At 63.9% G+C, this 12858-nt stretch carries 9 protein-coding genes; 5 read left to right on the top strand and 4 right to left on the bottom strand.

Annotation, left to right across the window (positions count from 1 at the left end; genetic code table 11):
* Positions 1-6 precede the first annotated feature (6 nt).
* The 4 genes from proP to AC2CGW_RS06125 form a co-directional block, all read right to left on the bottom strand.
* The gene (gene proP, locus AC2CGW_RS06140; protein ID WP_288375020.1) at positions 7-1506 is read right to left on the bottom strand and encodes a glycine betaine/L-proline transporter ProP; all 1500 of its coding nucleotides are present in this window, start codon (positions 1504-1506) and stop codon (positions 7-9) included.
* Between the two features lie 414 nt (positions 1507-1920).
* The gene (locus tag AC2CGW_RS06135) at positions 1921-2772 is read right to left on the bottom strand and encodes an NEL-type E3 ubiquitin ligase domain-containing protein (protein WP_484574001.1); all 852 of its coding nucleotides are present in this window, start codon (positions 2770-2772) and stop codon (positions 1921-1923) included.
* Positions 2773-2787: 15 nt separating this feature from the next.
* On the bottom strand, positions 2788-6246 hold the full coding sequence (locus AC2CGW_RS06130) for a dermonecrotic toxin domain-containing protein (protein ID WP_484573698.1): 3459 nt from the start codon (positions 6244-6246) through the stop codon (positions 2788-2790).
* Positions 6247-6316: 70 nt separating this feature from the next.
* The gene (locus tag AC2CGW_RS06125) at positions 6317-7285 is read right to left on the bottom strand and encodes a LysR family transcriptional regulator (RefSeq protein WP_484573697.1); all 969 of its coding nucleotides are present in this window, start codon (positions 7283-7285) and stop codon (positions 6317-6319) included.
* A 246-nt stretch (positions 7286-7531) separates the two neighbouring features.
* Between AC2CGW_RS06125 and argH the strand changes: the two genes are divergently transcribed.
* The 5 genes from argH (at position 7532) to AC2CGW_RS06100 (ending at position 12857) form a co-directional block, all read left to right on the top strand.
* Positions 7532-8959, top strand: coding sequence for an argininosuccinate lyase (gene argH / locus AC2CGW_RS06120; RefSeq protein WP_484573696.1), 1428 nt, complete (start codon positions 7532-7534; stop codon positions 8957-8959).
* Positions 8960-9047: 88 nt separating this feature from the next.
* Positions 9048-9926 (top strand): amino acid ABC transporter permease, encoded by an 879-nt coding sequence (locus tag AC2CGW_RS06115; RefSeq protein ID WP_288375024.1) that lies wholly within the window; start codon positions 9048-9050, stop codon positions 9924-9926.
* Positions 9927-9949: 23 nt separating this feature from the next.
* Positions 9950-10714 (top strand): amino acid ABC transporter ATP-binding protein, encoded by a 765-nt coding sequence (locus AC2CGW_RS06110; RefSeq protein ID WP_186665400.1) that lies wholly within the window; start codon positions 9950-9952, stop codon positions 10712-10714.
* A 33-nt stretch (positions 10715-10747) separates the two neighbouring features.
* Positions 10748-11572, top strand: a complete 825-nt coding sequence (locus tag AC2CGW_RS06105; RefSeq protein ID WP_186707796.1) for an ABC transporter substrate-binding protein — start codon at positions 10748-10750, stop codon at positions 11570-11572.
* Between the two features lie 88 nt (positions 11573-11660).
* On the top strand, positions 11661-12857 hold the full coding sequence (locus AC2CGW_RS06100) for an MFS transporter (RefSeq protein WP_288375025.1): 1197 nt from the start codon (positions 11661-11663) through the stop codon (positions 12855-12857).
* Position 12858: the final 1 nt, after the last annotated feature.

Raw genomic sequence — 12858 nt, 5'->3', positions numbered from 1 at the left:
CCTGACTCATTCGATCCGCGGATGCTGTTGCACCAGCACCTTGCGCTTGGCCTCGAGTTCGGCGATCTGCTCGTCGATGTCCTCGATCTTCTGCTCGATGGTGTCGTGGTGCTCCTGCAGCAGTTCCTTGGCTTCCTCCAGGTCCGAGGCCGCAGGCGCCGCGCCGCGCAGCGGCTTGTTGGCGGTCTCTTTCATGGTCAGCCCGGTGAGCAGGCCGATCACGGCGATGACCATCAGGTAGTAGGCCGGCATGTACAGGTTGTCGGTGCTTTCCACCAACCAGGCGGCGATGGTCGGGGTGAGGCCGGCGATCAGCACCGAGATGTTGAAGGCGCTCGCCAGGGCGCTGTAGCGGATGTGGGTGGGGAACATCGCCGGCAAGGTCGAGGCCATCACACCGATGAAGAAGTTCAGCAGCACCGCCAGGATCAGCAAACCGGCGAAGATCACCCCGAGGCTGCCGCTGTTGATCAGCATGAACGCCGGAATCGACAGCACGAACAAGCCGACGCTGCCTACCACGATGAAGGGACGTCGGCCGACCTTGTCGCTGAGGAAGCCGATCACCGGCTGCACGAACAGCATCCCGACCATGATCGCGATGATGATCAGCACGCCGTGGTCTTCGCTGTAGTGCAGGTTGTGCGACAGGTAGCTGGGCATGTAGGTGAGCAGCATGTAGTAGGTGACGTTGGTCGCGATCACCACACCGATGCAGGTCAGCAGGCTGCGCCAGTGCTTGGTGGCCACCTCCTTGAACGACACCTTGGGCCCCGAGGCCAGGCCTTCGCGATCACCCTGCTCGAGCTTGTCGACGTGCTGCTGGAAGGCTGGCGTCTCCTCCAGGGCGTGGCGCAAGTAGAGGCCGATGATGCCCAGCGGCAGCGCGACCAGGAACGGCAGGCGCCAGCCCCAGTCGAGGAATTTCTCCTCGCCGACGATGGCCGAGATCATCACCACCATACCGGCACCCAGCACGAAGCCTGCGATCGAGCCGAAGTCCAGCCAGCTGCCGAGGAAGCCGCGCTTGCGGTCCGGGGCGTACTCGGCGACGAAGATCGAGGCGCCGGTGTACTCGCCGCCGACCGAGAAGCCCTGGGCCATCTTGGCCAGCAACAGCAGGATCGGCGCCCAGATGCCGATCGAGGCATAGGACGGTATCAGGCCAATGGCGAAGGTGCTCAGCGACATGATGACGATGGTCGCCGCCAGGACTTTCTGGCGACCGTAGCGGTCACCCAGGGCGCCAAAGAACAGACCGCCCAGCGGCCGGATCAGGAAAGGCACCGAGAAGGTAGCCAGAGCCGCGATCATCTGCACGCTGGGCGAGGCGTCGGGGAAGAACACCTTGCCCAGGGCGTAGGCGACGAAGCCGTAGACGCCGAAGTCGAACCACTCCATGGCGTTGCCGAGCGCCGCGGCGGTGATCGCCTTGCGCATCTTGGCGTCGTCGACGATGGTGATGTCTTTCAAGCCGATCGGCTTGACTCTCTTGCGTGATTTCATAAGTGCTTACTCTGTAGCTGACCTGTCGTGACAATCCGCTGTCCCCGGGGCAGATCGGGCGGGCGAACGGTTTTTGGCCACGCAGCCAAAGCAATAGTGGCAACGGGCCCTATGGGGTCAGATACAAATGGACACTAAATAATTCCGCACTTGATGATTTTTTCCTGGTGTCCGCTGCGACAGAGGTACGCCGCCGCACCTGCAGGACACAGGTGCAAACGCGGCGAATGAGCGAGCAATGCCTGGGTGTAGGTCATCCATGACCTCAAAGAAGCGCTGTACCTGGGTGACCGAGTGATCGTGATGGATGCCCACCCGGGGCGCATTCGCGAAGACCTGCCTATCGACCTGGCACATCCTCGCGAGCGCCCCCATCCTGCCCTGCAAGTCTTGAAACAGCGCCCGCTCAAGCAGCTAGCCTCCAACCCACGGATGCGCGTCCAGCATGCTCAAGGTGAACGCCAGGACCAACTCGCGCTCGGCAGTACTGCGCTCCTCGGCCAACGTCTGGATATCGTCGAGCACGCCCTGCTCAGGCGAGGACTCGACCTCGGCCATCAGTGCTTCGAGGCGCTCATGGTAGGGCTGGTTCAGCGTTTCGAAGGCTTCGGCCTGCGTGTTGCGCAGGTAGTCCTGCCAGAAACTGCGCTGTACCAACGATGCGGCAATGCGGGCATTGGTTTCCGCCTGCAGGATCGCCGTGCTCGCCCGACGCAGTTCTGCCTCCCCGACATCGGAGAACATCCGGTGGTACATGTAACGTGACTGGGCCGGCAACCCGAGCGGCTTGACCAGCCCGGCCCGGTAAGCCAGATGCACCTCTACCTCGTCGTGCAAACCATAGGGATTGGCGATACGTGCCTGCTGAATGTGCCGGGCGGCGATGCTGTCGACCTCGTCCAGCCGATACAGCTCGCGGCCCAATTGCGTCAATGCGGGGCCAACCGCAGCGGGGGCCAGCCCGATGGTACGTGTGGCGACCAGGGCGCGAACTTCCAGCAGGCTGAGAATCAGCAGCATCTGGTCGGAGCAGGTACGTGGCCCGGCAGCCTGCTGGAAGATCGCCTCGCGAACCTCGCTGTTCTGTACGCAGGCGTCGATCACCTGCCAGACCCTGCGTCGCAGATCCAGCCCCTGCATTGCGTAATCACGGGAGCGGCCAAGATCATGCAGGAAGCGCATCAGGTCACTGCTACCCGGCTCGTGCAACAGACCATTCCATTGGCCCTCGCGCACCGTCCGCTGCGCATCGGTGGAACCTGCCAGCCAGAGTTCGAGCGACTACTGCCCTCCCGGGGCATGTCGGCGCAGGGGCACGATCACCGCAGCATCCTCTCCCATTGCGGTACGCAGTGTGGCCTGTGCTGTTTCAGGCAGCGGATTGTCATGCAGGCTCAGGCCGGCCAGGCGACGACGCGAACGCGCAAGAGTCGGGCTCATGTCGCTGATGTTGTTGTCGCGCAGGTCGATATCCTCGAGCTGCGGATGCATGTACACCTCGACTGGCAGCTCGACCAACCCCGTACCGCGCAATGACAGACGCTGCAGGTTCTCCAGGGGACCAAGCGGCGGCAGTCGGCCGATGGGGTTGTGCGCAAGGTCCAGGGTACGCAGTTGCGTCAGCACGCTCAGCCTGGCCATGCCGGCTTCGTCGATGACGATCTGGTTGCCGGCCAGGTGCAGTTCGGTGAGCTGCGTCAGTAGTTGCAGCCCTTCAGGGATGCTGTCGATCAAGTTGTCACGCAGATCGAGGCTGCGCAGGTTGGCAAAGCGCGAGAGGAAATCTGCGTCGATGGCCTGCAGGTTCAGGCGGCGCAATGTCAGTTGGGTGACATGCTCGAACGTCACGCCCTCAGGAAGTGTGGGCAGGCTATCAAGCCGTTCGCTGTCGATGATCAGTCGGTACGTGCCATCGTGTTCGACGCGCTTGCGCCGCCAGCAATGGCGGATGCGCTGGGCGATCAGGCGACGCCGCTCGATCATGGGCGCGCGGGTTGCCTCACGACGCCAGCTGCCCAGGCTTTGGTTGAGGCTAATCATTTGCTGTTGCAGGTTGCGCAGGTGATCCCACAGGCCCTCGCCGCGCTGGCGCACAGTCTCCAGATACGCTTCGACCTCTACATCCGACAGGGTCGGAAAGACTTGCTGATAACCCCGCAGCAAGGCACGACGTGACCCTTCGGGGCGGCCGCTCAACAGGTAACCGATGCGTCCGTCGCCCAACCGTTGCGCAGGGCGCAGCCCTGTACCGATGGGCGCCATGCCAATGAGGCGGGCAGCCTGCTCGCGCTGGGCAAAGGCGCGCGCGGCCAGGGCATCGGCCAGGTGCCGGGCAGAACGGGCCGCCTCGCCCAACTGCAACCGTTGCGGTTCATCCAGATGCCATAGCAGGGCCTGGAACAGATCGTCCGTGGCGTAGGCACTCGGCATGGGCGTCCCTTGAGCATCGACTGCCAGATAGCCTTTCGCGGTCTTGATCATTCGACGCGTCTGGCTGGCAAGCGAATCGCCTACCTGTGCCAGCACCTGGCCGTCGAACTGTCCGTCACGCACCTCGATACGTACAGAGCTGTCCCAGGGCGACCAGGCCTGCAACAGTCCCAACGCCAGTTGTTCGGTATCCTGAACCACCGCGGCGGCCTGCTCGAAACCTGCACAGGCCCGATCAAGACGGGCGTCACGCAACTGCCAGCGCGCACGCTCGGCCAACGCCAGTGGCACCCGTCCGTGCTCCAGCAGTTGCTGGAGCTGGTCAGCATTGGCCTGGTCGAGCAGCTCCTGGCCGGCACGCGTCGTGAGGGAGGGAAAATCACGGTGCAAGGGCTGCGCTGCCGGGACGGGTGTGGCCTGCAGCTCCTGGACGTGAGCTTCGAACGCGGCGCCACGCAGTTTGGGAAAGCTGTCGTGCAATTGATAACGCTGCGCCGCATCGTAGAGACGCGCTGGCGCAGGTGCATTTTCAAGGTGCAGGCGCCGTATCTGCGCCTCGTCCATCCCGATACTGCGCAGCAGCGGACCGGCCATATCGTCACTCACCTGGCGCAACCCTCTGCCCAGACGGCGTATCAGCATGCCTTCCCCCTGCCATTGCTGGGCAGGCTCCAGGGCATGGCGCAGGCCACCGGCACCGTTGTCCTCAAGCGCAATGGTCGATGCCTCGGGTCGGTTCGGGTGCGCCGCTGCCGCTACATCCGGGTCATCGCCCAAGCGATAGGTCGTACCCTCGATCCCCTGATACGTCTGCCCGTCGAGGGTTGCCCGCTCACCGTGCGCCAGCGCCACTTCTTGCGTGGCATAACCGGGAAGATCGGCACGCGCCAGGCGCAATTGACCATCGGCGCCCCGTAGGGGGGCCAGTTCGTCGACCTGCGCTACCCGCTCAAGCACCTTGCTGGCGCCGGCTGTGACGCCGAGCAGGGCAAGGTTCTGCGCCACCGCCACAAGATGGCCAAGCGCTGCCTCCCGATCGCCGAGTTCCCAGTCACGGTACCCCTCATACACCTCTTCGGTCAGTTGCTCGGCCGTGATCGCCAGCAGTGGCAAGCCGAGTTCTGGAACGAAGAAGCTGGCGATTCCCAGAACGTCGAGCCCCAGCCCCTTGAGCCAGTGCAGTCGACGATCACGCTCGACGCTGTCGACCAGGCTGGTCGGCACGGCCAGCACCTTTGCATCGTCCAGCAGGGTATCGACCTGCACCTGGCGCAGGTGGGCGAACAACGGGCCTGCGACAGGCTGCCACCGACCATCCAGCTCGATGGCAACCTGCGGGCCGCCTTGGGCCAGCGAGCGCTCCAGCACCTGGGCGAAATGCACGCGGTCCTTTACGCTGACGAAACGCTGGAAGAACGACCAGTAACCCGCCTGGCGAAAACGCCGGCCCAGCGCCTTGAACAGCTCGGACCAGGAGCTGTGGACACTCAAGGCGCCCTGCGGATCGTCCGGTATCCAGGCGATCAACTGCTCAGGTTGACCTTCTGCTCCCTCTTGCCCGGGCATCTGGAACACCACCACCCCCTGGATCCTGCGGCCCAACAGGCGTATGTCCAGTGCCGTCAGCGAGGCTGGCTGGGATGGCGAAGCGCAGACCTTTTGTAGCGCCGCCAGCATGTGCTCGTCGATATCACCCTTAAGCCGCGCCAGCCACGCTGTGGCCTCCAGCGCCTCTCGCCAGCCCTGTTCGAGCAGGGCTTCGTTGTGTCGGCGTATGGCATCGTTGCCGAACAGCACGTGCTTGAGATGCTGCTGGTAGAGCCCCCCCAGATCCAGGGTGCGACACAGGCCCGCGAAGGCTCGGGGCTGGAGGGCAAGCGTGTTGCCTTCGGCATCGAGTACTGCCGACGCTGCCCGCCAAGCGACCTTCGATGTTTCGGCGCGCTCGAAATTATGCAGCGCCGAGGCCAGCAGGCTGTGTTCGAAACTGCGCATGACGATGCCATCCGGGGCCCAGCCGACGCTCGACGGGAAGCGGATCTGGACCTCGCGCCGCAGCATGCTGCGGCGCACATCCAGCGAGGGTTGAACCTGTTTGTCCAGCGCCTCGCTCAGCAGGGGCGCGGCAAATTCCTCCAGTGGCTGGATCTGCCCAAGCAAGGCACGCACCGCATGTTGCGTGTGTTGCTGGGCGCGCAACGCCCGGTGCAGTGCGTCCAGTTGTTCGGGCGTGGCTGCACTCAACCAATTGGGCAGACGGCTGGCGATCAGTGTATCGATCGTTTCATCGGGAAGGGATCGGGTCGGCATGATGCTGCTCCATGGCATTGAAAACGCGCATGAAGCCAGCGAGTGCAGGGACGCACGTGGTAGCTATTTCTCAAGTCCCGGACAAACGCAGGTTTACCCCCATGGCCTGGGCGAAGGTTTTCACCAGTGGGCTGCGTGGGGTGTTGTGGCGCAGGATCAGGCAGAACGGTGTGTGAAAACGCACCACCTCGGCATGGATCACACGCAGGCGGCCCTGGCTGACCAGCGATTGTGCATAGTGGCACGGCAGAAAACCGATGAAGTTGCCGGTGAGCAGCAGCATCGCCACCGCCTCGACCTGGGTGGCCGACGTCTGGTTGTTCTCCTGCTCGAAGAACTGCCATTTGGCCGTGTGCATGGCATAGCGGTGGTGGACGAAGTTGTGTTCGCGCAGGCTGTCGAGGGGGATGTCGGCATCGCTTCGGGCGAACAATGGATGGCCTTCGCCGCAATACAGCGCCGAGGCTTCCTGGTACATCTCGAAATAGTCGAACTCTTCCCGGCGCTGGTACAGCGGGACAATGCCGGCAATGAACCGACCCTCGATGACGCCGCGCTCCACCTCGTCCAGTTGCGCCACGTTCAGGCGTACACGCACCTTCGAATGATCGCTGGAAATTTGCCGGATCGCGGCGATCAGGGGCGAGCTTCGGTCGGACAGGGTGTTGTCGATGGCGCCCACGCCCAGTTCGCCGATCAGCTCATTCTGGGCACTGCTGATGCGGTCGCGAAAGTTGTCGACCGAGTTGAACAGCTCGATCGAGGCCTGGTACACCACCTGCCCCTCTTCGGTCAGGCTGAAGCCTTCCCGCCCGCGGCTGCACAAACGCATGCCGATACGGATTTCCAGATCGGAAATCTGCTTGCTGATGGCTGCCAGGCCCACGTTCAATTCGTTCTGCGCGGCGCTGAAGCCTCCTGCCTCGACCACTGCCTTGAACACCTTGAGCAATTTGAAGTCCTGGCCACTCAAGGCCAGTGGCGCACGAATCCGGGTTTTTTCCGGCAGGTTTCCCGCAGTGGAAAGTGAGGTTTCCATTGTAAGTATTTACCTCGCGCTCGGCTTTCAACAGGCTGGATAGCACAACAAGAAATCAGCCGATCTCGCCATCATGACCCTATGCAACGGCATATTGCAAGACTCTCCAAACTTTCTATTTCAGTCGCAAGCGATTGATTTAATTCATTTTTATACCCTGCCCCAGCCTATGTGAAACCTGCCTTAGCAGGCGTCATGACGTCCCGAACCTGCTGACACAAGATTCTCCTTCGAGGAACGACAACAATGACTCAGCCCACCGACCGCCTCTGGGGCGCCCGCTTCGCCTCAGGCCCGGCAGCCGCCCTCGCCGCCCTGTCGCGCTCGCCACAACGCTACTTCCAGATGGCGCCCTACGACCTCGCAGGCTCCCGTGCACATGCCCGTGAGCTGCAGCGCGCAGGCCTGCTGGACAGCGACGAGACCGCGCGCATGCTGGCCGCCATCGACACCCTCGATGCCGACTTTCGTGCCGGCCGCGTGCAGCCGATCGAGGACGACGAGGACGTGCATACGTTCCTCGAGCGCGTGCTGACCGAGCGTCTCGGCGCGCTGGGCGGCAAACTGCGCGCCGGGCGCTCGCGCAATGACCAGGCGGCCAACGACCTGCGTCTGTTCCTGCGCGATCACGCACGCAAGCTCGCCGAACAGGTGCTGGCCCTGCAGGACGCCCTGGTGAGCCAGGCCGAACAGCACGTCGACACACTGTGCCCAGGCTTCACCCACCTGCAACAGGCGCAACCGATCAGCTTCGCCCATCAGTTGCTGGCCCATGCGCAAGCGATGCTGCGCGACGTGCAACGCCTGGTCGACTGGGATACGCGCACGGCCCTGTCACCCCTGGGCGCTGCGGCGATGGCCGGTTCGGCCATCGCCCGCCAACCACAGCAGTCAGCGCTGGAAATGGGCTACAGCGGCCCGTGCGAGAACTCCATCGACGCCGTGGCCAGCCGCGACCATGTCGCCGAGTTCCTGTTCATCGCCAGCATGCTCGGCATCAACCTGTCGCGCCTGTCCGAGGAATTCTGCCTGTGGTCGTCGCGCCAGTTCCGCTGGGTCGAGCTGGACGATGCCTATGCCACCGGCAGTTCGATCATGCCGCAGAAGAAGAACCCGGACATCGCCGAGCTCACCCGTGGCAAGGCCGGGCGCCTGATCGGCAACCTGACCGGCCTGCTGTCCACCCTCAAGGCCCTGCCGCTGTCGTACAACCGCGACCTGGCCGAGGACAAGAGCGAGGTGATGGACACGCTCGACACGCTAGGCCTGGTGCTCCCCGCCATGGCCGGCATGGTGCGGACCATGCAGGTGCGCGTGGACGAACTGCGCCGCCAGGCGCCGCTGGGCTTCACCCTGGCCACCGAGGTCGCCGACTGGCTGGCCATGCGCGGCGTACCGTTCAAGGAGGCCCACGAGATCACCGGAGCCTTGGTGCGCGCCTGTGAGGCGCAGGACATCGAGCTGTGGCAGGCGAGCCCTGCGATGCTCGCCGACATCGACCCGCGCCTGACACCCGAGGTGCGCGAGAGCCTCACCCTGGAAGCGGCCATCGCCATGCGCAGCGGCCACGGCGGTACTGCGCCACAACGCGTGCGCGAGCAGATCGCGCGCCTGAAAGTCGCCCTTGAAGCACAACAGGCCTGGGCTGCCCATTACCAAGGGCCGCGCACCTGAAGACCTGTGGGCAGCGGTTTCGCAAGGACCCGCTGCCCGCCACCGATCGACACGCCCAGGCGCCCTGCGCCGACTGCGGAGCCACACCATGAGTCAGATACACGCCAAACGCCTCGCCGATGAGCGCAGGCAACAGGAAAACGAGTTCGACATCAGCCGCTACGAACATGTCCCGCGCCGTTACTACGGGCGCATGTTCTTCGCCACGCTGATCGTCGTGCTGTTGCTGGGGCTGGCCAATGCCTTTGCCAACGGCAAGATCGAATGGGCCTTCGTCGGCCAGTTCCTGACCTCCGAGGCGATCCTCTGGGGCCTGGGCAATACCATCGTCATGTCGGTGATCGCCATGGCCTTGGGCATCGTCTTCGGCGTCATCACCGCAGTGATGCGCATGTCGCAGAACCCGATCCTGCAGTACGTGGCGCTGGCCTACACCTGGCTGTTCCGGGGTACGCCGCTGATCCTGCAACTGCTGCTGTGGTTCAACCTGGCGCTGATCTTCCCCACCATCGGCATTCCTGGCCTGTTCCAGTTCGACACCGTGACGCTGATGACCCCCTTCGTCGCCGCGCTGCTGGGCCTGAGCATCAACCAGGGCGCCTACACCGCCGAGGTGGTGCGTGCCGGCTTGCTGTCGGTGGACACGGGCCAGTACGAAGCGGCCAAGTCGATCGGCATGCCGCGCCTGCAGGCGCTGCGCCGGATCATCCTGCCCCAGGCCATGCGCATCATCATCCCTCCGGTGGGCAACGAGTTCATCGGCATGGTCAAGATGACCAGCCTGGCCAGCGTCATCCAGTATTCGGAGCTGCTGCACAACGCGCAGAACATCTACTACGCCAACGCGCGGGTGATGGAGCTGCTGATCGTTGCCGGCATCTGGTACCTGGCAGTGGTGACCCTGCTGTCGTTCGGCCAGAGCCGCCTGGAACGTTACTTCGCCAAGGGCGCCGGCAAGCGCTCCTGATCGGTCCTAGAGAGAACATGCCCATGAGAAGCATCGTCAAGGCCGTTGGCCTGCAGAAATACTACGGCGACTACCACGCGCTGAACGACATCAACCTGGAGATCGAGCAAGGCGAAGTGCTCTGCGTGATCGGCCCCTCGGGCTCCGGCAAGAGCACCTTCCTGCGCTGCATCAACCAGCTGGAAAAGGTCGATGGCGGCGGTCTGTGGGTCGACGGCGAGCTGGTCGGCTACCGCATGGCCGGCCACAAGCTGCACGAACTGACCGAATCGCAGATCGCCCGCCAGCGCCTGGCCACCGGCATGGTGTTCCAGCGTTTCAACCTGTTCCCCCACCTGACCGTGCTGCAGAACATCATCGAAGGGCCCTGCCAGGTGCTGCGCCGCTCGCCCAAGGAAGCCACCGAGGATGCCCTCGAACTGCTGGCCCGGGTCGGCCTGAGCGACAAGCGCGACCACTACCCCATCCAGCTTTCCGGTGGTCAGCAGCAGCGTGTCGCCATCGCCCGCGCCCTGGCCATGCGCCCGAAACTGATGCTGTTCGACGAACCCACCTCCGCGCTGGACCCCGAGCTGGTCGGCGAGGTGCTGTCGGTCATGCGTGACCTGGCCAAGTCCGGCATGACCATGGTCGTGGTCACCCACGAGCTGGGCTTTGCCCGCGAGGTGTCCAACCGAGTGGTGTTCATGGACGCCGGACAGATCGTAGAAGCAGGAAGCCCCGAAGAGGTGCTCCTGGCCCCCCAGAACCCGCGGACCCAGAACTTCATTTCCGCGGTTCGTACCTGACTGCCGCCCACAACCATAAAGAGAACCCTAGGCATGAAAAAAACCCTTCTTGCGTGCAGCGTACTGACCGCCCTGGCCTTCAACGCCCAGGCCGCCGTGGAACTTCCGGCCTCGATCAAGGCCAAGGGCGAAATCGTCGCCGCAATCGTCCCCAACTACCCACCGATGGACTTCAAGGACCCGGCCACCAACCAGCTGACCGGCGTCGATGTCGACCTGGGCAACGCCCTGGCCGCACGCCTGGGGGTGAAGATCAAGTGGCAGGAGACCGCCTTCGAGCAGATGATCAGCGCCCTGGTCACCAAGCGCGTCGACATCATCCTTTCGGGCATGACCGACACCAAGGAACGCCAGCAGGTGGTGACCTTCGTCGACTACTTCACCAGCGGCCCGCAGTTCTACACCCTGCAAAGCCGCGGCGAGATCAACGAGATGACCGACCTGTGCGGCAAGAAAGTCGGCACCAGCCGCCGCACTACCTGGCCCAACGATGTCGCCACCTGGAGCAAGGCCAACTGCGAAGCCAATGGCAAGCCGGCAGTGATCGTGCTCGGTTCCGAAGGCAGTGCCGATGCGCGCGCGCAACTGCGCCAAGGGCGCCTTGATGCCGCCGTGCAAGGCAGCGAAACGTTGCCTTATATCCAGGACCTGGAGAAAGGCACCTTCAAGATTCTGGGTACCCCGCTGACCACCCAGCTCACCGGGCTGGGCGTGGCCAAGGATAACGCTGCGCTGTCGGCTGCGATCCGCAGCGAACTGCAGGCGATGGTCGACGATGGCAGCTACCGCAAGATCCTGGAGAAATGGGGCGCAGCCGATGGCGAGCTGAACCCGATCACCATCAACGGCGGGAAGTGATTCGACAGGTTGAAATTGCGGCGTACTTTTCGCGGGTGAACCCGCGAAAAGGCCCATACCGACATTTCCCAATGCCCGAGAATGGACTGTGGCCACCTACTCCCCCGTCATCCGCCGCCTGATGCTGAGCTCGCTGACCCTGGTGATCAGCCGCTCGCTCACCAGCCCCCTGTTGGCGTTGTTCCTCACCACACAACTGGGCATGGCCCAGCATGACGTGGGGCTGCTGATCAGTGTCGCCGCACTGTCGGGCACCGTGTTCGGCCTCTACGGCGGCTACGTGATCGACCGCTTCGACAAGCGTCGCCTGCTGGGCCTGGCGATGCTTTCGACCGCGATCGGCTTCCTGCTGCTGACCTTCGCCCAGGACGCCTGGCAGGCCGCGCTGACCCTGGTGCTGACCGAGTCGGCCTCGGCACTGTTCGTCATTGGTTCCAAGGCCATGCTCGGCGAATACCTGGCGATCGAGCAGCGCGCCAAGGCCTTCTCCTTGCGCTACACCCTCACCAACATCGGCTACGCCACCGGCCCCATGCTCGGCGTGGTGCTGGTCGGGCTGCACCCGCTGGCGCCCTTCTGGACCGCCAGCGCGGTGGCCCTGCTGAGCCTGTGGGTGATGAGCGCGGTGCCCGCCAGCACGGCGAACACCACCCTTACCACGCAGCCGCCAACGCGCTTCATGGCCGTACTGGCGGCGGTGCGCAGCGACCACATCCTGCTGCTGTTCACCGCGGGCAGCTTGCTCAACGCCCTGGTGCACGGACGCTTCACCATCTACCTGTCGCAGTACCTGCTGGTGAAGTACCCACCGGCGCAGGCCATGACCACCCTCTCGGCGCTGCTGGCCTGCAACGCCCTGGTGGTGATCGTCCTGCAATTTCAGTTCGGCCGGCTGCTCAGCCGCGACAACCTGGGGCGCTGGATGAGCATCGGTGCGGTGCTGTTCATCGGCGGGCTGGCGGGGTTCCTGTATGCCGACAATCTGATCAGTTGGTGTCTGGCAATGTTCGTCTTCACCCTCGGCGAAATGATCCTGTTGCCCAGCGAGTTCCTGTTCATCGACAGCATTGCCCCTGAACACCTCAAGGGCAGCTACTACGGATTCCAGAACCTGGCGGCAGTCGGCGGCGCACTGAGCCCGGTACTGTGCGGCTACCTGCTGGGGACAGGCATGCCCGGCAGCATGTTCATCGCGCTGATGGTCACCGCCGCGTGCGGCGGCGGATTGTGTGCTGCGGCATGCCTGTGGGCGCAGCGCCGGCGTGAGGGACCGCCGATGCTCTGAC

The organism is Pseudomonas sp. SYWMCR5 (assembly GCF_057197165.1).
Note: the sequence above shows the minus strand (reverse complement) of the source record. Positions and strands in the feature narration are given on the sequence as shown.

What these genes read in the sequence shown, in the direction of transcription:
- AC2CGW_RS06110 (WP_186665400.1), top strand. Translation starts at nt 9,950, where the DNA reads ATGAGAAGCATCGTCAAGGCCGTTGGCCTGCAGAAATACTACGGCGAC.
- proP (WP_288375020.1), bottom strand. Translation starts at nt 1,506, where the DNA reads ATGAAATCACGCAAGAGAGTCAAGCCGATCGGCTTGAAAGACATCACC.
- AC2CGW_RS06125 (WP_484573697.1), bottom strand. Translation starts at nt 7,285, where the DNA reads ATGGAAACCTCACTTTCCACTGCGGGAAACCTGCCGGAAAAAACCCGG.
- AC2CGW_RS06105 (WP_186707796.1), top strand. Translation starts at nt 10,748, where the DNA reads ATGAAAAAAACCCTTCTTGCGTGCAGCGTACTGACCGCCCTGGCCTTC.
- AC2CGW_RS06130 (WP_484573698.1), bottom strand. Translation starts at nt 6,246, where the DNA reads ATGCCGACCCGATCCCTTCCCGATGAAACGATCGATACACTGATCGCC.
- AC2CGW_RS06115 (WP_288375024.1), top strand. Translation starts at nt 9,048, where the DNA reads ATGAGTCAGATACACGCCAAACGCCTCGCCGATGAGCGCAGGCAACAG.
- argH (WP_484573696.1), top strand. Translation starts at nt 7,532, where the DNA reads ATGACTCAGCCCACCGACCGCCTCTGGGGCGCCCGCTTCGCCTCAGGC.